This window comes from Rheinheimera soli (assembly GCF_031457405.1).
GTDB classification, from domain to species: Bacteria; Pseudomonadota; Gammaproteobacteria; order Enterobacterales; family Alteromonadaceae; genus Pararheinheimera; species Pararheinheimera soli_A.
Window position 1 is genome coordinate 27,098 of record NZ_JAVDWR010000012.1, and the last position, 20,118, is coordinate 47,215.

Here is a 20,118-nt window from a genome sequence, read left to right on the forward strand (position 1 = left end):
ATGAGCGCCTTATCGCAAATTTTACAGCAGAATAAACAGGGATTGGGTAGTGGCATTTATTCGGTCTGTTCAGCTCAGTCTCTGGTATTAACCGCGGCCTTGCGCCGCGCCAAAGCAGACAATTCTGTGCTGTTGATTGAAGCCACCGCCAATCAGGTCAATCAGTTTGGTGGTTACACCGGTATGGTGCCTGCTGACTTTATCGCTTATGTCAGGCAACTGGCTGAAATCGAAGGGGTACAGCAACAGCAACTGATTTTTGGTGGTGATCATTTAGGCCCTGTGGTCTGGTGTAAAGAACCTGCAGAACAGGCCATGCTAAAAGCCGAACAGCTGATTGCCGTTTTTGTCGCAGCGGGTTTTAGCAAAATTCATTTAGACACCAGCATGGCCTGCGCTGACGACCCGGCTGCTTTATCCGATGAAGTGATAGCGACACGGGCCGCACGTTTATGCAAAGTAGCAGAGCAGCACCGTGCACCGGAACAATCGCTCTGTTATGTGATAGGCACTGAAGTACCGGCCCCTGGCGGCGTGACTGAACTGGAACATGAATTAGCCCCAACCCCGGTTCAGGCGGTGCAACATACGCTGAATACCCATAAAGCGGCTTTTACTGCGGCGGGCTTAGGTGATGATGTCTGGCAAAAAGTTATAGCTTTAGTGGTACAACCCGGCGTTGAGTTTGATAACAGCAAGGTGCATCTGTTTGATGTCCCTGCCAGTCAGGCCTTAAGTGCTTATATTCAGACCCAAGCTGGCCTGGTGTATGAAGCGCATTCCACTGATTATCAGTTGCCAGAACAGTTAAAAGCTTTAGTGCAGGGCCATTTTGCGATTTTGAAAGTAGGCCCGGGCCTGACCTTTGCACTGCGGGAAGCTTTATTTGCTCTAAGTTTTATTGAAGATGAATTGGTAGCTCCGGAACAAAGCTCGCAGCTTCGGACCCGTTGCAAAGCTCTGATGCAAAACAATACCGGATACTGGCAAAAGTTCTACACTGACTCATCGCAGCAATGGCAGTTGCTGTACAGCTTTAGCGATCGCATTCGGTATTATTGGCCTGAAACTGAATTACAGCGGGCCATCGACACCTTGTTCAGTAATTTGTCAGCCCCCTTGCCTTTGCCACTGCTTAGCCAGTTTTTACCTGCCTCTTATCAGGCTGTATTAACAGGCACAGTAGCCAACAAGGTGGAAGATTTAGTGATCCACCATATTGATCAGGTACTGGCCAGCTACGCCAACGCCTGTGCTTTAGCTGCGACAACCAGGAGTATTTAATGTCAACGCAGAATTTATTTTTACAGCTTAGCAGTACTGAGCTGGAGCAAGCCGGTGGCTACTGGACTGCCCGTGAAATTCAGCAGCAACCCGATTTATGGCGGCAGGTAAAACTGCAGCACCAGCAAAAGCAGACGGAGTTACAGGATTTTCTGAAGCCTCTGCTCGCCAAAGCTGACTTACGTATTATCTTAACTGGCGCTGGCACTTCGGCTTATATAGGTGCGGCTTTGGCAGCCTTTGTGCAACAGCAACTGCCTTTTGCCACGCAAAAAGTAGAAGCCATCAGCACCACAGATTTAGTAAGCCACCCGTCTTTGTATTTAGATGCCCGACTGCCAACTTTACTGGTGTCTTATGGACGTTCCGGCAATAGCCCTGAAAGTGTGGCTGCTGTAGAGCTGGCCGATCAGTTAGTGCCTGCTGTGCAACATCTGATGATCACCTGTAATGCAGAAGGCAAACTAGCTTCCTACGCCAAACGCCACAGTATCCGCAGTGCGGTGTATCAGTTGCCTGAACAAAGTCATGATCAGAGTTTTGCTATGACCAGCAGTTTCAGCTCTATGTATCTGGCTACTTTATTGACATTTGCTACAGACACTACAGCGTTTGAACAGGCATGCTCGCTGGCAGCACAGCTACTGCAGTATAAATTGCCGGAGATTAAAGCTCAGGCAGAACAACCTTGCCAGCGTATGGTGTTTTTAGGCAGTGGCCCGCTGAAAGCTATAGCTCAGGAAGCCGCGCTGAAGTATCTGGAACTCACTGCAGGCCAGGTGATCAGCAGTTTTGAAAGCCCGCTGGGGTTTCGCCATGGCCCTAAATCATTGATTAACAAAGAGACCCAGATCTTGTTGCTGCAAAGCTCAGATCCTTACAGCAGTTTGTACGATCAGGATCTGCTGGCCGAACTGCAACGGGATAATCTGGCGCTCGACAGTGCCCTGTTGTCCGAAGCCCAACTGGGCAGCAGCACTTCCAGCCCACTGCCTGATGTCTGGCTGACTTTGCCTTTTATTGTCTGGTGCCAGACTCTGGCTTTTTACAAAGCCCTGCAATTAAAAGTGTCCCCTGATAATCCTTGCCCTGGCGGTCAGGTGAATCGTGTGGTGCAAGGTGTCACCTTATATCCTTTTAAAGGCTAAGCCATGTGGTACGGACTGGATATAGGCGGCACTAAAATAGAACTGGCAGTGCTGGATGCAAAGTTTGAATTGCAGCACAGCTGGCGGGTGCCCACCCCTCAACAAAGCTACGATGAGTTTTTGCAGACTGTATTACAGCAAATTCAAAAGGCCGATGCTTTGTGCCAAAGCCCCGGCACTTTGGGTATAGCCCTGCCCGGCGTGATCCGAAGCAATGGCACAGTGTTATCCAGCAACGTGCCTTGTTTGACGAACAAAACAGTGGCCAAAGACTTAACTGCTTTGTTGCAACGCCCTGTTGCTATAGGCAACGATTGCCGCTGCTTTGCCTTATCCGAAGCTGTGCTGGGCGCGGGCCAACAACAGTCTAAAGTGCTGGGTTTTATCCTCGGCACTGGTGCTGGTGGTGGTTTTTGCCTGAACGGCAAACTCTATCAGGGTGCCCAGCGTTTAGCAGGTGAATACGGTCATCAGGGCTTAGCTGCGGCTGTAGTACAGCAGTTTAATTTGCCGCTCTTTAGCTGTGGTTGTGGCTTAACTGGCTGTAACGAACCTTATATCTCGGGCACAGGTTTGGCGCGTTTGTATCAGTATTTTAGTGGCCAGAAGGCCGACACTTACCAGTGGTTAGCCGATTACCGCGCCGAAAGACCCGCAGCCATTCTTACCTTCGAGGCTTATATCAGCGCTTTAGGTTCTGTAATGGCCAATCAGGTACTGAGTTTAAACCCGGATCTGATTGTGCTGGGTGGTGGTTTATCCGATATCCCTGAAATTATTGCCGCTTTACCAAAAGCGACAGCTGCACATTTATTTGCCGGAGCTGCAGTGCCAGAGTTTAAAAAAGCTCAGTGGGGCGCCGCCAGTGGCGTACGTGGCGCTGCTTTATTAGGCAAAGCTTTAACCAAAGGACAAAGCTATGAAGTCTGAGCCTTTTTATCTGCACGCCCACTGCACTTTGATTGAAGGTCGCTGGCAACAGCAGCAGTACCTGCTGATCGCCGATGGCGTGATCCAACAAATAAGCAGCACTGCAGAAGCTGGTGTGACTGTGCTGGAACTGCCTGACGGTATGTTGTTACCAGGTTTTATTGATACCCAGGTCAATGGCGGCGGTGGCATTTTGTTTAACCAGCAGCCTACTGTTGAGGCTTTGCGCCTGATGATGGCAGCACACCGGGCTTTTGGCACCACAGCTATGTTGCCCACTGTGATCACGGACCATATCCATAGCATGCGACAAGCCGCAGATGCGGTGGCTGCCGCTTTAGCCCGTGCCGAACCCGGTATTATTGGCATTCACTTTGAAGGGCCGCATTTGTCTTTGGCGAAAAGAGGTTGTCACCCGACCCAACATTTACGCTCTTTATCTGCGGCTGAACTGGAGTTGTATCAGCGCACAGATTTAGGTGTGCGCATGCTGACCATAGCACCTGAAGCTGTCAGCCCGGAGCAAATTCGTCGCCTTAGTGATGCTGGCGTGATCGTCTGTTTAGGTCATTCCAATGCGAATAGCGATACAGTGCTGGCCGCTTTGGACGCCGGGGCTACAGGCTTTACCCATTTGTACAACGGCATGTCAGGTTTAACCTCTCGTGAGCCAGGTATGGTGGGCACAGCCCTTGCCGATCCACGCACCTTTTGCGGCATTATTCTGGACGGTGAGCATGTGCATCCTTTATCAGCACGGCTGGCTTATCAGGCCAAAGGCGCAGAACGTTTAGTATTGGTGACAGATGCCATGTCACCTGTAGGGACTGATCAAAAAGAGTTCGAGTTTTTTGACGGCAAAGTCACACGCCAGGGTTTAAAACTAACCAATGCCGAAGGCTCTTTAGCAGGTTCAGTGCTGGATATGGCCAGTGCTGTGCGTTATGCCAAAGAACAACTGCAACTGGATTTAGCCACTGCCATTCAAATGGCAACAGCCACAGCTGCTGATTTTATTGGTCAAAGCAAAGTCAGAGGCCAAATCCGGCCCGGCGCTCAAGCCGATTTAATCTGGATGAATAACAAGTATCAAATCCAACAAAGCTGGATAGCAGGCAAAACAGCCTGACCGGCATATAACAATAAAACTATCCATAACAACGGGGAAATTTATGAGCAACCTTAGCGCTGTGTCACAGACGCGGCATAGCAGCCTATTGCCTATGATCCTGATAGGCATACTGTTTTTTGTGTTTGGTTTTGTCACCTGGCTGAATGGGGCCTTGATCCCTTTTCTGAAAATTGCCTGTCAGCTCAATGAGTTTCAGGCGCTGCTGGTGACTTTTGTATTTTATATCGCTTATTTTGTGATGGCTTTACCCACCTCGGGCTTACTGACCCGTTTTGGCTATAAACAAGGCATGATTATAGGTTTAGCTGTGATGGCAGCAGGCGCTTTGTTATTTATTCCAGCAGCTTTTAGTGCCACTTTTGAACTGTTTTTACTGGCCTTGTTTGTGCTCGGCACAGGCCTGACTATTCTGCAAACCGCTACTAATCCTTACATTGTTTGTATTGGTCCACGCGAAAGTGCCGCCATGCGCATCAGCCTGATGGGCATAGTGAATAAAGGCGCAGGTTTTATAGTGCCATTGTTGTTCAGTGCCTGGATTTTAACGGGCATGGATGCTTTTAGTGATTCAGCTTTAGCCCTGCTTAGCCCAGATGAAAAAACCACGCTGCTGGCTGAACTATCAGGCCGTTTAGTACAGCCTTATCTGTTGATGGCTGTGGTATTAATTGGCCTGATGGCTTTTGTGCATTTTTCCCCTTTGCCAGAGCTACAACTGGACGACCCTGCTGATAAAAACACCGAATGGCGCGCTGTGCTGAAATACCCGCAAGTGCTTTTGGGTACCCTGACTTTGTTTTGTTATGTAGGGGTCGAAGTGATAGCAGGTGACACTATAGGTTTATTTGGTCAGGGTTTAGGGCTGGCACATTTTGGCAGCTTAACCTCCTACACTATGGCTTTTATGGTGTTGGGTTATCTGCTGGGCATAACGCTTATTCCCAACTGGCTGAGCCAACAACAGGCCTTAATAGCTTCAGCTGTGGCTGGTATTGCTTTTACGGCTGGTGTATTAAGCAGTGATCTGCAGTCTTTTGTTTTGTCTGAACTGTTGCTGGGCTGGCTAAACATTCCGGCAGTACCGGACCCTGTGATGTATCTGGCGTTATTAGGTTTAGCCAATGCGCTGGTGTGGCCTGCCGTCTGGCCGCTGGCGCTGCAAGGTTTAGGCAAATTAACAGCCACAGCTTCAGCTTTACTGATTATGGGCATTGCAGGCGGTGCTATTATTCCTTTGGCTTATGGCTATTTAGCGCAACAACAAGGCAATCAAAACGCGTACTGGTTGCTGCTGCCTTGTTACGGCATGATTTTGTTTTATGCGATCAAAGGCCATAAGTTAAAATAATCTGGTTCCCCCTGCTGCGGTTCAATCTGCAGCAGGGTTTTCCATTGTCCTGTCCACAGACCACAACGCATTACCGCTTATCCCACGAATCAGGCCACTTACTGCAAAACCTGTTTTTTGTGCCTCGCTTTTGGCATACTCGACCGGTTAACAGTTGATGATTTTTACTGTGATTTCATAACAAAAAAGCAACCAAGATACCCAGAGGGGAAAATCCATGCGTAAGACCTTAATCGCCAGTGCCATTGGTGCAGCTATTACTTTAAGCGCTTGCTCAAAGCCAGCCGAAGAAGCAACAACCACAGCAGCAGTTGAGCAAACTCAAACAGCAACCCCGGCAGCGGAGCAAGGCGCAGTGAGCAATCCATTATTAGCAAAAAGCACTCTGCAATATGAAGCACCTGCATTCGATCAAATTAAAGTTGAGCATTACCAACCTGCACTGGAAGAAGGTATCAAGCAGCAAATGGCTGAGATCCTTACCATAGCAGGTAACACAGAGCCAGCAACTTTCGACAATACTATAGTGGCTATGGAAAAAAGTGGGGAGTTATTAAACCGCGCTTCACGCGTGTTTTACAATATGACTGGAACCATCAGCAACCCAACTATTCAGCAAATTCAGTCTGAAATGGCGCCTAAACTTGCTGCACACTCAGACAATATCAACCTGAATCCGCAATTATTTGCCCGTGTAAAATCTTTATATGACACCCGTGCCACTTTAGGTTTAGATGCTGAAGCCACTCGTTTAGTGGAGGATTACTACGAGCGTTTTGTTCGTGCCGGCGCGAACTTAACGGAAGAACAAAAAACGAAGATCCGTGCTTTAAACGAAGAACAATCCACTCTGACCAACAACTATCAGCAAAACCTGATGGCGATGAAAGATCAAATCGCGGTTTATGTCGATACCAAAGAAGAATTAGCAGGTTTATCTGAAGCAGAAATTACTGCCGCAGCTGAAGGCGCGAAAGCCAAAGGCAAAGAAGGTAAATTCATTATTGAAATTACCAACACCACCCGTCAGCCGGCTTTAGCTTCGCTGGAAAACCGCGAGCTACGTAAAAAAATATGGGAAGCCTCTGCGAACCGCGGCACGTCAGGCGAAACAGACAACCAACCTATAGTTGCCCGCCTGGCTCAGTTACGTGCTGAACGTGCTGCCTTACTGGGTTATAACAACTGGGCCACTTACCAGTTAGAACCTACTATGGCTAAAACACCAAAAGCTGTGATGGATATGTTCGCTTCTATGGTGCCGGCAGTGATCGAAAACACCAAAAAAGAAGCTGAAGCTATTCAGGCGATGATCAAAGAAACTGGTAGTGATTTTGAATTACAACCATGGGACTGGGAGTTCTACGCCGAGAAAGTACGTAAAGCCAAATACGATTTAGACGAAGCGCAAGTGCGTGAATACTTCGAATTTGAACGCGTATTAACAGACGGTATGTTCTACACCATGAACAAGCTGTTTGGCATCACGATGAAGGAGCGTCCGGATTTACCTGTGTATCATCCGGATGTAAAAGCTTATGAAGTCTTTGACGGTGACGGCAGCAGCATTGCGTTGTTTTATGCCGACTACTTCGCCCGTGACGGCAAACGTGGTGGCGCCTGGATGAGTTCTTTTGTGGCACAAAACAAGCTGCTGAATCAGAAGCCTGTGGTAGTGAACGTGATGAACATTCCGAAAGGCCCTGCCGGTGAGCCTACATTGGTTAGCTACGACAACGTAACCACTATGTTTCACGAGTTTGGTCATGCTGTGCATGGTTTATTCTCTGACGTGACCTACCCGACTTTAGCTGGTACTGCAGTATCCCGTGACTTCGTTGAATTCCCGTCTACCTTCCAGGAAGATTGGGCAGCTCACCCTGATGTGATTGGTAACTACGCAAAACACTACAAAACAGGCGAAGCTATTCCGGCTGAATTGCTGGCAAAAATCATGAAGTCACGCAGCTTCAACCAGGGTTTTGATACGCTGGAATATATGTCTGCGGCGCTGTTAGATATGGAATGGCATGCTCTGCCAGCCGATGCTCCATTGCAGGATGTACAGAAGTTTGAAGCAGAAGCATTGAAAAAACATGGTGTGGACCTGATTGCAGTACCACCACGTTACAAATCAACCTACTTTGCCCATGTGTTCTCAGGTGGTTATTCAGCCAGTTACTACGCTTATATGTGGAGTGAAATTCTGGCAGCTGACGCTTATGCCCATGTGCAAAACCAGGGTGGCCTGAAGCTGGAAAACGGTATTAACTTCCGCAAAAACATTCTGTCTATTGGTAACAGCAAAGACCCAATGGAAGCTTACAAAGCCTTCCGCGGTCAGGAGCCAACTACAGATGCACTGTTAATTCGCCGTGGTTTAAAAACTGGTATTAACTAATAGCTAAAAAAAGGGGTCAGCTCATACTGTTAACCATGTGAGCCGTCCCCTTTTTATTTTTAATGTCCTGCGATTTGCATCTGACCTATCAATACTGAACCTGTCAGCACACCACCACGAGGATCCACATCCTTGCCTATGGCCTGAATATCCATAAACATTTGCTGCAAAGTACCAGCAATGGTGATTTCGGACACAGGGAACTGAATTTGACCATTTTCAATCCAAAAACCTGCTGCACCACGAGAGTAGTCACCTGTTACTGTATTGACGCCCTGCCCCATCAGTTCTGTCACTAACAAGCCGGTGCCCATATCGCGACACAGCTGTGCTAAATCAGCATCACCATGTTGCACTAACCAGTTATGAATACCACCGGCATGACCTGTACTTGGCAAACCTAACTTACGGCCTGAATAGCTGGTGGTCAGGTAGGTATTTAATACGCCTTTATCCAGCACTGTTAAATCGCGGGTTCTCACGCCTTCGCCATCAAAGGGGCTAGAGGCCAAAGCTTGTTTTAAATGCGGCCGCTCAATAATAGTCACTTTGTCGGACATCACAGGTTGGCCGACTTTATCCAGCAGGAAACTGGATTTGCGGTAAATACTGCCACCACTGATCGCAGACACCAGGTGACCAAAAATACTGCTGGCGATATCAGCACGGAAAATCACCGGCACTTTTTGAGTGCCGAGTTTACGACCATTTAAACGTTGCACAGTTTCCAAAGCTGCTTCGCGACCAATCTGAGCCGGGTCAAGTAAAGCGCCTAATTCACGGGCTACTGTGTAACTGTAATCGCGCTGCATGTCGTCACCGTCTTCACCAATGACGACACAACTTAAGCTATGGCGACTGCTTGGGTAACCGACCAGTTGACCATGGCTGTTGCCATAGACTTTTAAGCCCTGATGCGACGAAAATGAAGCGCCTTCAGAGTTGGTGATCCTTGGGTCATAGGCAAAGGCTGCTTCTTCAGAAGCTTTACACCATTCAATAGCTTGTTCGGTCGACACTGAAGCAGGGTGAAATAAATCCAGATCCGGTGGCGACAATTCCAGCCAGGAAGCGTCAGCCAAACCCGCATGTGGATCTTCAGAGGTATAACGGGCTATATCAATAGCAGCTTCGACTGTGCGTTTTAATGCGGCAGGGCTTAAATCAGCAGTAGAAGCAGAACCCTTACGCTGACCGACATAAATGCTGATACCTAAACCACCGTCCTGATTAAACTCAACGGTTTCGACTTCACCGTGACGGGTTTCAACACTTAAACCACGGGTACGATTCATTGAGGCTTCGGCGCTGCTGGCACCTAATTGTTTTGCATGCGCCAGCACCTGGCTGACGGCATCTTTCACTTCGGCTATTTCTTGCCAGATTGTAACTTCGGTTTGACTCATTGCTTTACCTGTCAGAGTTGTTCTGTTTTAACTGCCAGAATGTGGCCGCAGCTTACCATAGATCTGAAAAATTTGGATGTAGGGGCGGTCAACGCAGCTGCGTCTATTCTGGACGACACGGCCCAAGCCCAATCCGATGCACGACAGAGTGCAGGCTATCGGGTATACTATGCACATTAAACAAGATGGTAAGAGAATTGTATGGCCGATATGACCGACTTTACCCATGGCGACGACTGGGATGTTGAGCATGGTAAAAGTAAAACACAAGTCAAAAAAGAGATGACTGCGCTGCAGAAACTGGGTGAAGATCTGGTTTCTTTAAGCCCTGCAGCCCGTGCTAAGTTAGATTTAGATGATGAGTTAAAAGACGCTTTGGCTTTGGCTGATAAGCTGTCGAAAAAGCACGAAGCGCTACGTCGTCATATTCAGTTTATTGGTCGTTTAATGCGTACCCGTGATCTGGAGCCTATTGAACGTGCTTTAGCTGTGCTTAGAAACACCAATCAGGCAGCGACCCGTAAATTCCACTTAGTGGAAACCTGGCGCGATAAACTGATTGCAAATCCGGATGCTTTAACCGAATTTGTTGCGGCTTTCCCGGATGTAGACGTACAGCAGTTACGTGCACTTATTCGTAATGCACAAAGAGAACAGGAAAAGAACCTGCCACCTAAGGCCTTCCGTGAACTGTTCCAGCTTATTAAGCCGTCTATTTTAGAAGACTAAAAAATGGGGTCAGATTTGACCCCATTTTTATATCAGGCGTTTCACCACCAAATCCGCACCTATTCGCCGCAGCTGACTTAACAGCTTCTGCACAACTTCAGGATAATCCCGCACCGTCTCAATTTCAGAATAATGCACAATTTCACTACTGTGAGCCGTGATCACCAGCTTTTCCTGTTCCAGTAAAGCCTTCAACTGCTGCAAATCGTCTTCGACATAAATGCCATTTTCAAAATCGAGGGCAAAAGCCCTTGGGTTCAGGTTGTGACCGGTAAACAGATGCTTGACGCCATCGACACTTAAACCTTTGAGGTGATAGCTGTTATCTTCGTGTTTCCACAGTTTGACGTGCAGTAAACCGGCGTCGATAAACTTCTGATTTGCCCGTACAAACTTGCGTAAAATAGTTTCGTAGAAATAAGGCAAACCGCCAATTTTGCTAAAACGCTGCCCAGGCGGAATATAAAAATCGTTGGCGGTTTTATCACCCACCACAATAGTCACAGGCACACCTCGTTTTAAACACTTACGCAGTGCACGGGCTAAAGCTATAGGTGGATTAAAGTAAGGGGTATAAATCAGTACATCCTGCTGTGCTACAGAAAGCAGCGCAAGTACAGTACTGTTCAGCTCGTTATTACGACGGCCTAAGCCAATCAGCAGTGAGGCACGTAACGCAGAGTCGTTTTTATCTGCATACTGATAACGGGTGGCTTTGGCGTGTTTTAACCATAAACGTGACTGACGTTTGACGGCCAGACTGACATAAGCTTCATCATCCAGCAGTTCAGGTGTTTGTTCTTCATCACCAAACAACTGCTGATGCGCCTGCACTATGGCATCAGTCATCACCTGATTTTGCAGCACCAAATAGCGGTCAGCCCGATAGCGGTTTTGTTCGGCCAGATAGACGTTGTTCAGTGAAGCACCGCTGTACAGCAGGGTTTGATCAAAGACAAACCCCTTTAAATGTAAGACACCAAAGAGCTCTCGCTTTTTAACAGGCACACCAATGATTTGAATAGGCAAGTCGTAGTCTTTGGCAATTTCACGGTAAAAATCGTTGTTGGTCCGAGCACCTTCCTGACCAATAAGACCACGTCGGGCACGATGAAAATCAACATAGACTGTCACCTGCAAATCAGGTTTTTGCTGTTTAGCAGCAAATAAAGCCCGCAGAATTTGTTCACCTGCTTCATCAGCCTGCAGATACAAAGCAGTGATCACAATACGATGCTGAGCGCGCTGGATCAGATCCAGCACTGTGCTTTTGTATTCAGCGGCCGACCACAACACAGAAACGGTTTCAGCCACCAGATCTGTTTTTGGCAATTTAGCCAGACGACGTCTGTTTAACAAAGTTTGTAACATAACAGGCGAAATTCTCAGTCAGCGCTTAATTTTAATGAGTGGGATCTTGCCGTAAAACTGCTTGAAGGGACAGCCTTTTTTACGGCGAGGCAGTTTACGCAGTGCCACCTACCGTCATGGCATCCAGTTTTAATGTCGGTTGGCCTACGCCTACAGGCAGGCTTTGACCTTGTTTACCGCAAACCCCAACACCAGCATCCAGCGCTAAATCGTTACCTACCATAGACACCTGCTGCATCGCTTCAGGGCCATTGCCAATCAGGGTTGCGCCTTTAATAGGCGTGGTAATTTTGCCATCTTCAATCAGATAAGCTTCTGAAGCTGAAAACACAAACTTGCCTGAAGTGATATCCACCTGACCACCACCAAAATTAGGGGCATAAATACCTTTTTTCACGCTGCCGATAATTTCTTGTGGGTCGTATTCACCCGCCAGCATATAAGTATTGGTCATACGAGGCATAGGCAAATGGGCAAAAGATTCACGACGACCGTTACCAGTTGGTGCCACATTCATCAGCATCGCATTGTGTTTGTCCTGAATATAACCTTTTAAAATACCGTTTTCGATCAATACGTTGTATTGACTGGCTGTGCCTTCGTCATCGATATTCAAAGAACCACGACGATGAGCTAAAGTGCCGTCATCGACAATAGTGCAGTGTTTGGACGCAACCTGCTCGCCAACGCGGCCAGCAAAAGTAGAGGAACCTTTGCGGTTAAAGTCACCTTCCAGACCATGACCTACAGCTTCGTGTAATAACACGCCAGGCCAGCCAGAACCTAACACCACAGGCATAGTGCCAGCTGGTGCATCGACCGCAGTTAAGTTCACCTGAGCCATACGCACAGCTTCACGGGCATAACCCTGCCAGCGGGGTGAACCATTGACGTCTTCAAGGAAATACTGATAGTTGGTACGGGCACCACCACCACTGCCACCGCGTTCACGACGGCCATTGTGCTGCAGCAGTACTGAACAATTTAACCGCACCAGAGGACGGATATCAGTAGCAAAAGTGCCGTCTGATGCAGCTACCAATACTTCTTCATACACACCGGACAAGCTGACAGCAACTTGCTCGGCACGGCTGTCCAGGCTGCGAATATAAACTTCCATCTGCTTTAGCAGCTCAACTTTAGCGGTGTTATCTAAACTTTGTAGCGGCTCACAAGGCAAATAAATTTGTGGCTGGCTTTGTTGTTTAAATACCTGCACTGAACCTTGTTTGCCAGCACCAGCTATACCACGGGCAGCTTCTGCAGCCTGTTTTAACGCTGCGGCGGAGATAGAATCGGCATAAGCAAAACCGGTTTTTTCACCGCTAATAGCGCGAACACCTACTCCACGTTCGATATTAAAAGAGCCGTCTTTCACTAAACCATCTTCCAGACCCCAGGATTCATGCACGCTGGACTGAAAATACAGATCGGCATAATCCAGCTTGTGCGCAAATAAAAAGCCCAGACTTTGCTGTAAATCACTGGCGCTTAAGTCACTGGCGCTTAACAGGTTGTGTTCGACATTACTCATGCTTTAACTCACTTTGAAATCTGTTGTGGTGCCTTACGGGCATATTCTCTGCCAGTTGCTGGCAAAGATCTAAATCTGTTTCGACACTCAGCACCATTTCGCTGCTGCCATCGGCTTCTGCCAGAATGCGGCCCCATGGGTCGATAATTAAACTATGGCCATAAGTTTGACGGCCATTGATGTGTGTCCCCACCTGAGCAGGCGCTACGACAAAACTCTGAGTTTCTATAGCCCGGGCTCTTAACAAGGTATGCCAATGGGCCTCCCCTGTCACTGTAGTAAAAGCAGAAGGAGCAGCCAGCACATTCATGCCTTGTGCTGCCAGAGTCTGGCTTAAACCCGGAAAACGCATATCGTAACAAATCAGCATGCCAAGTTTTAGCTCATCAAGCTGCTCCAGACTTACTTTGTCTCCCGGCATAGTAGTCGCAGATTCCAGGTACTGCTTGCTGCAGTCGTTTATTAAGGCATCAAATAAATGGATTTTCTGATAGTCGCCAATCAATTCACCAGTTGGATTGTACAACAGACTACTGGCAGCAAAACGCATCGGATCAGAAGTTTGAGTGGGTAAAGTACCCACCAGCAAATACAACTGATGTTTTTTCGCTAAAGCGGCATAAGCGGACTGTAACGGGCCAGCCCCCAAGGCTTCGGCTAATTGCAGGTTTAGGCCATCAGCGCCGGCAAATACAGCCACACCTTCTGGTAATACAGCAAGGTGTCGCTCAGCTTTGGGTAGTTGCGCCAGTAACTGCTCTACTTTAGCCAGATTAACCGCAGGATCCGGACCACTGGTCAGCTGCACAGCAGATAAACGCCAGAGCTTAGCCATTAGCTTTGTCCTTGTTTTGTCGCTTAGCCGATGGTTTAGCGGGATTCTTTTGTGCTTCTTGTTCCTGCTGCAAGCGCAAACGTTTTTCCTGCTCAGCTTTTAATAACTCAGAACGTGGCACTTCAATTTCTGTGGTATGGCGCGCGACTTCCTGTACTTCTGGCTGATCAAAATTACCTGTCACTACAAAGTTGACTTTGGAAACCACCTCAGCCGATTCAACCAACTCATCCAGCGCCAAAGCAGCTAAACCCGTGGCCGGATTAAACTGCAGCAAAGCCACCAGCACAGGTAAACTGGAGGTGATTTTTGGCAAAAATGCCATCTGATAATCCAGCTGACGTGTGACTAAATCGGCATAACCCTGAAGTTCTATTTTGCCTGCAGCCCCGTCCACCAGGGTATTGTTGGTGTGAACCACGCCTTTATCCAGCTGCAAATCACCTTTCATTTCGGTGTAGAAAAAACCTTTAGAGAAAATATCCCTGAAATCCAGCTTCAGCTTACGTACCAGAGAACCCAGGCTGAACACAGATAATAAGCGCGCACCTTTGTCGCTGACTTCTGACAGAGAGCCTTCGCCTAATTTCCAATTCAGTTTGCCGCCTAAAGTCGCGTAGTTAAACTGAGTTGGGCCACCAGCCCAGCTTAAGTTATCTATCTGTACTTCGGCCGGACTGCCCGCTATAGCAGAGCTTAAATGGTAATCTTTCATTAATTGGCCAAAATCAGGGCTTGTTAATTTAGCGGATAACCTGGTGACACCTGCTTCTGCATCTTTTTGCCAGTGACCTTTAATACTTAACTGATGTTTTTTATAGCGCGACTCAAAGCTGTGAATAGTTAAACGCTCACCATCAGATTCGGTTTGTATACTCAGTTGGCCCAAATCAAAAGGTCCAAACACACAACTTTTACAATCCAGTTTTAATGGCGGCAAATCGGCCAGCCATGGCATAGGTTCAGGTTTCACCACTTCAGCCAGAGCTTTGGCAATTTGTTGCTCCTTCGTCAGTTTGGCCATGGCCTCTTCCGCCACTAAAGCTTCAGCTTCAACTTGCTGAGGGTCAAAGGGGAATAATTTCAAAAACTCCAGATTGGCTTCAATGCCCTGTTCCATTAAGTCTCTTGGTAGTTTTAACTGGCCTTTGGTTTGAGTGGCTGCTACATCTGCCAACCAATAATCAGCTTCTGGTTTTATCTGCAACTGCACCCGATCAAACTGAATATCTTCTGTCACCGTCAGTTTATTTATACTGGCCTTGACCGACGTTAAAGCGGGCAGCAAGCCAGCTTCAGCGGATTGCTGACTGACTTGTTGATGAACCAGCTCAAACCAGGGCATAAAATCAGTGTTGTCCAGTTGAGCACTGATGGTAAAACCATCGGCAAAACCCGCATTGTCTTTGGCACCTAAACTTAAATGAGCCCGGCCTATCTGGCCCTGTGCATGTGCATAACTGGCATCAAAAAACACCAGATCCTGATAACTCAGAGCCAGCACTGAGTTGTCCTGACTGCCACTGGAAGACCAGAATAGAGTACCGGCCTGACCAGGCTTTTTCGCCAGCGGCATGGGCAGCATTAATTCAGTGTTGGTTAAATCCAGCGCTAAATCGGCCTGATAGGTATAACCTTCGCCTGCCAGCAGCAAGTCGAGTTTAAACTGCCAGTTTAAAGGGCCGCTGGCAAAATGTTCCAGTTGCGGCGCTAAATTCAGCAACAGTTCCTGGCTGTTTTGTAAGCCCTGACTTAACAAAGAGACTTTGTAGTTATCTTGTTGCTGTTCACCACGAAAGCCAAACTGCAGCGGAATATTACTGATAAAAAGCTGCAAATCGTCTGCGCTGAGTTTGTCATTATGAAACTCCAGACGGCCCGTCAGGTTCTCGCCCACTAAAACGGGTGCAGACAAAGATAAGCCATTGCGTTCAAAGTCAATAGCCCCTTTTACATCCACAGTGGGTTCTTCTAAACCTATAGTCAGGCGCACATCACCTTTCACCGGCCCTGTGACACCTAAGTAAGCCAGAGTTTCACCGATTGAATCATGCATAGGCGAAGCCTGCATCAGGGTAGTCACCTGCTCTGCCAGCAGTTGTTGTTTAATATCAATAATTAAGTTGTCGGCGTTGTACAAATCAGGAATAGCCACTTGTACACCTTGTTCAACAGGAGCATCCACCAGATAACCCGATTTGCTGCTGATCAGCATAGAGGCATTTTCAAACAACAATTCTGCTGATAACTCGGTAATGCTTGGCCAGCTTTCATCAAATAAAAACTCAGCATTGTTTACGTCAGCCAAAGCCTGAAATACACCGTCTTTTTCTGCATAAGGGTAAGCAGAAAATTCACCGGACCATAACACTTTGCCTGAACTGAGATCACCGGATAACAACGCAGGCTTAAGATAGTTGATGACAGATCCAGGCATATAAAACTTAGGGAAGAACTGCTCCGCATTCTGTACTGGCACCCCATGCAGTTGTGCAACTAAATCCATATTGGGTTTGTCGTCCAGATTCACCACCAGCTCGGCTTCCAGGCTAAAAGCGTCCTGCCATAAACTCAGGTAAGGCACCAGAATTTGCCAGTTGCCGGCACGTTTACGCCAGGCCAGCTCTAATTCAGCGCCTTTGTAGTTCCAGTCCTGACTAAAAGCCTGGCCCCATTGCAAGCTGCCCTCTTTGGCTTTTAAGCCCAGCCAGCCAAAATGCGGCGAAGCCACAAAACTGCCGTGAAAGCCTTTCACGCCTGGTACATCGGCAACTGGCGCAGAAGACAATTCATTAAACTGCCCTGCCAGATACCACTGCTCGTTTTCTGTGAGTAAATCCAGTCTGTCTATTTTGCCATCCAGTTGGTAAGCCAACAGCGACTGCAATTGCTCAGAGCCATCAGAGAATAATTCCAGCAAAGGCCGCGCTATACCTAACTGCAGGTTTTGTAAGGATGCCTGATAACCCAGTTCATTCTGACTCATTTGCAATTGCAAACCCGGCCAGCTTTGATGGCTGTTACTAAGCCTCATAGGGCTTGAACTTAAACTCCAGCCTTTGGCCATAGGCAACCAGCGCAGATAGCCATCAGACAAAGCCACTTTGTTCCAGACGCCATCTTTTAACCAGCCAACATTGTTGTCAGACAAAGCCACATCAATTTTTTGCAACTTACCGGCTTTAATATCCCCCCAGGCGGCAAAGTTGAGTTTAGCGCTGTTCAGCTTGCGGGTTTGCGGCAGTAGCTGCTGAAACCAGGGCAACAAATCCAGTTGCTGACTGGCCAGATACAGCTGGCCATTGGCTTTAGACGGCTCGCCTGTTAAATCGATAATAAAAGACAAGGTATTGGCGGTCACATCAGCGACAGACAATTCGCCCCAGCCCTGATGGCGTTCACCTTCGTTTCGCCAGTTCAGCGCTTTAATATCCAGCCGGATATCTTCATCCTGCGTGTTGTTAAACACCAGTTGACTGTCGAGTACAGAAAAATGCTGCAGCTGCTTAAAAAACAAATCCTGCAGTGCATCAAATAACGGCTGGTTATCCGAAGGAGTAGCTACACCAGTACCTAACCAGCGCTGTGCATCCACTCTGTAGATTAAACCCGTCAGTTCAAAATGAGCAGCACTGAGTTCCATAGTGCGTAATGATCGCCAGAAATCCAGCCGGATGCCGGTTTCCTCTATGGTTAATTGCGGCTGAAAATTGCTGTCCAGTACTTGCAGTTTCTGCAATACCAAAGCCGGACCAGTGCCCTGCCAGCCTGCTGACAAAGCGCCAATTCGTACTTCAGTACCGTATTGTGTTTTGATCCAGTGTTCGATGTCGGTTTTATAACCCGGGGCATAAGGCAGGCCAAAACGTAAAGCCGAGACTAATGTGGCCATCAACACCACGAAGATAGCAAAGAAGATCCAAATTTTGTGTAAGCAATAAAACCAGGCCTGTTTTACAGTCCGCACTACATCATCACCACATCAAATTGTTCCTGACCGTATTGAGGTTCGATCACGACACTGATTTGTTTACCAATAAAGACTTCGAGTTCAGCCATGCTGTGAAATTCATCATTAATTAAGGCATCTTTTACCGCAGGTGAGGCATAAACCACAAATTTATCTGCCACATAAGCCCGGTTTACCCGCACTATTTCACGCAAAATTTCAAAACAAACAGTTTCGACGGTTTTTAAACTGCCGCGGCCAGCACAAATAGGGCATTCACCACAAAGCACATGTTCCAGACTTTCACGAGTGCGTTTGCGGGTCATTTCAACCAAACCCAAAGCAGAAAAACCATGAATATTGGTTTTGGTTTTATCCCGGCCTAAAGCCAGCTCTAAACTATGCAGTACGCGCTTCTGGTGCTCTTCGCTTTGCATATCGATAAAGTCGATAATAATAATGCCGCCCAGATTCCGTAGCCGCAACTGACGGGCTATAGCCTGAGTGGCTTCTGTGTTGGTATTAAAAATGGTTTCTTCTAAATTGCGATGACCAACAAAAGCACCAGTATTGACGTCTATAGTGGTCATGGCTTCGGTTTGGTCGATCATCAGATAACCACCACTTTTCAGCATCACGCGCCGCTCCAGCGCACGCTGAATTTCATTTTCAACATCAAATAAATCAAAGACCGGCCGCTCGCCCGGATAATACTCCAGCCGTGCTGTCATTTCAGGCACAAATTCTTCGGTAAAGGCATGCAATTGCTGATAAGTCAGCTTGCTGTCGATGCGCACCCGTTCTAAATCAGAACCCACAAAGTCACGTAAAATGCGATACGCCAGCGTGAGCTCTTCGTACAACATAGTTTCTTTGCGGGCATTTTTTTTACGTTTTTGGATCTTAGCCCACAGCTTCTGTAAAAACTTACCATCGTGCAGCAGCTCGTCTTCACCCGCACCTTCGGCCGCTGTACGAACTATGTAACCACCGCTTTCTTCCAGACAAGTGCTGACAATATCTTTTAAACGCTGACGCTCGCTATCACTTTCAATACGTTGTGATACGCCAACATGAGCAGAACCTGGCATAAAAACCAGATGGCGGCTTGGCAAAGTGATATCAGTGGTTAAGCGGGCGCCTTTGGTCCCTAGCGGGTCTTTCACCACCTGCACCAGTAAAAACTGACCTTCATGCACCAGCAGGCGAATATCTTTCACCGGACCAGCTTTAAGTTCAGGATCCGCAATGTTTAAACCTGCTGTGACTATATCTGAGGCGTGTAAAAAAGCGGCTTTATCTAAGCCTATATCGACAAAAGCAGCCTGCATGCCAGGTAAGACACGGCTGATTTTACCCATATAAATGTTGCCGACCAGCCCATGTTTGGCCTGGCGCTCAATATGCACTTCCTGCAATACACCGTTTTCAATCAAAGCCACCCGGGTTTCACTTGGCGTGACGTTGATCAGTAATTCTGCGCTCATTGCATGTCCTTCAGAGTCTGTAACAGCTGTGCGGTTTCATACAAAGGCAAACCTACCACAGCAAAATAACTACCATCTATACGCTGTACAAACTGACCTGCCAGCCCCTGAATACCATAACCACCGGCTTTATCAGCGGGCTCGCCGGTAGTCCAGTACCAGAGTATTTCCTGTTCGGACAGTGGTTTAAACCAGACTTTAGTCGCGACAGTAGTGCTGATCATACCCTGTGCTGTTGCAATAGCCACCGCTGTTTTGACCCAATGACTGCGGCCCGACAATAAGCCCATCATGCGCTGAAAATCGACCAGATCAACAGGTTTACCTAAAACTAATTCGTCCACCTGCACTATGGTATCAGCCCCCAGAGTCGGTAGCGGTCGCTGCTGGCTCTGATAGCCGGCCAGGGCTTTTTGTTCGGCTAACCGTAACACATACTGATCGGCAGTTTCGCCTTCGAGTTGGCTTTCATCAATTTCGCCTTTGACCAGCACAAAATCCTGCTGCAACTGAACTAATAATTCGCGGCGACGGGGTGAAGCGGACGCAAGGGCTATCATGGCG

General features: G+C 47.8%; 14 protein-coding genes. 7 read left to right on the plus strand and 7 right to left on the minus strand.

What is annotated here, in order from left to right:
* The 6 genes from J2W69_RS15070 to J2W69_RS15095 all read left to right on the plus strand — a co-directional run bounded on the left by J2W69_RS15070 (position 1) and on the right by J2W69_RS15095 (position 8,243).
* Positions 1 to 1,284 carry a class II D-tagatose-bisphosphate aldolase, non-catalytic subunit gene (locus J2W69_RS15070; RefSeq protein WP_310279990.1) on the plus strand — a complete coding sequence of 428 codons (1,284 nt, stop codon included), beginning with the start codon at positions 1 to 3 and terminating at the stop codon, positions 1,282 to 1,284.
* A complete protein-coding gene (locus J2W69_RS15075; protein WP_310279992.1) occupies positions 1,284 to 2,432 on the plus strand; it encodes an SIS domain-containing protein in 1,149 nt (382 codons plus the stop codon). The genes J2W69_RS15070 and J2W69_RS15075 overlap by 1 nt, the downstream gene beginning before the upstream one ends.
* Positions 2,433 to 2,435: 3 nt before the next feature.
* Positions 2,436 to 3,362, plus strand: a complete 927-nt coding sequence (locus tag J2W69_RS15080) for an ROK family protein (RefSeq protein WP_310279994.1) — start codon at positions 2,436 to 2,438, stop codon at positions 3,360 to 3,362.
* Positions 3,352 to 4,491, plus strand: a complete 1,140-nt coding sequence (gene nagA / locus J2W69_RS15085; RefSeq protein WP_310279996.1) for an N-acetylglucosamine-6-phosphate deacetylase — start codon at positions 3,352 to 3,354, stop codon at positions 4,489 to 4,491. The genes J2W69_RS15080 and nagA overlap by 11 nt, the downstream gene beginning before the upstream one ends.
* 43 nt (positions 4,492 to 4,534) lie before the next feature.
* On the plus strand, positions 4,535 to 5,842 hold the full coding sequence (locus tag J2W69_RS15090; protein WP_310279998.1) for a sugar MFS transporter: 1,308 nt from the start codon (positions 4,535 to 4,537) through the stop codon (positions 5,840 to 5,842).
* A gap of 217 nt (positions 5,843 to 6,059) precedes the next feature.
* Entirely contained in the window at positions 6,060 to 8,243 is a 2,184-nt protein-coding gene (locus tag J2W69_RS15095) for a M3 family metallopeptidase (RefSeq protein ID WP_310280000.1), read from the plus strand.
* 59 nt (positions 8,244 to 8,302) lie between these two features.
* On the opposite strand, the gene pmbA is transcribed toward J2W69_RS15095, so the two are convergent.
* Entirely contained in the window at positions 8,303 to 9,649 is a 1,347-nt protein-coding gene (gene pmbA, locus J2W69_RS15100; RefSeq protein WP_310280002.1) for a metalloprotease PmbA, read from the minus strand.
* Between the two features lie 201 nt (positions 9,650 to 9,850).
* Between pmbA and yjgA the strand changes: the two genes are divergently transcribed.
* Positions 9,851 to 10,378 carry a ribosome biogenesis factor YjgA gene (gene yjgA, locus J2W69_RS15105; RefSeq protein ID WP_310280004.1) on the plus strand — a complete coding sequence of 176 codons (528 nt, stop codon included), beginning with the start codon at positions 9,851 to 9,853 and terminating at the stop codon, positions 10,376 to 10,378.
* Positions 10,379 to 10,405: 27 nt separating this feature from the next.
* On the opposite strand, the gene pssA is transcribed toward yjgA, so the two are convergent.
* The 6 genes from pssA to J2W69_RS15135 form a co-directional block, all read right to left on the minus strand.
* Positions 10,406 to 11,749, minus strand: a complete 1,344-nt coding sequence (gene pssA / locus J2W69_RS15110; protein WP_310280006.1) for a CDP-diacylglycerol--serine O-phosphatidyltransferase — start codon at positions 11,747 to 11,749, stop codon at positions 10,406 to 10,408.
* A gap of 94 nt (positions 11,750 to 11,843) precedes the next feature.
* Positions 11,844 to 13,283 (minus strand): metalloprotease TldD, encoded by a 1,440-nt coding sequence (gene tldD, locus J2W69_RS15115; RefSeq protein WP_310280008.1) that lies wholly within the window; start codon positions 13,281 to 13,283, stop codon positions 11,844 to 11,846.
* Positions 13,276 to 14,118 (minus strand): carbon-nitrogen hydrolase family protein, encoded by an 843-nt coding sequence (locus J2W69_RS15120; protein WP_310280010.1) that lies wholly within the window; start codon positions 14,116 to 14,118, stop codon positions 13,276 to 13,278. The genes tldD and J2W69_RS15120 overlap by 8 nt, the downstream gene beginning before the upstream one ends.
* A complete protein-coding gene (locus J2W69_RS15125) occupies positions 14,111 to 18,085 on the minus strand; it encodes a YhdP family protein (RefSeq protein WP_310280012.1) in 3,975 nt (1,324 codons plus the stop codon). The genes J2W69_RS15120 and J2W69_RS15125 overlap by 8 nt, the downstream gene beginning before the upstream one ends.
* Positions 18,085 to 19,554, minus strand: coding sequence for a ribonuclease G (rng, locus tag J2W69_RS15130; RefSeq protein ID WP_310280013.1), 1,470 nt, complete (start codon positions 19,552 to 19,554; stop codon positions 18,085 to 18,087). Before rng ends, J2W69_RS15125 begins: the two co-directional genes overlap by 1 nt.
* Positions 19,551 to 20,114, minus strand: a complete 564-nt coding sequence (locus J2W69_RS15135) for a Maf family protein (RefSeq protein WP_310280015.1) — start codon at positions 20,112 to 20,114, stop codon at positions 19,551 to 19,553. Before J2W69_RS15135 ends, rng begins: the two co-directional genes overlap by 4 nt.
* Positions 20,115 to 20,118 lie beyond the last annotated feature (4 nt).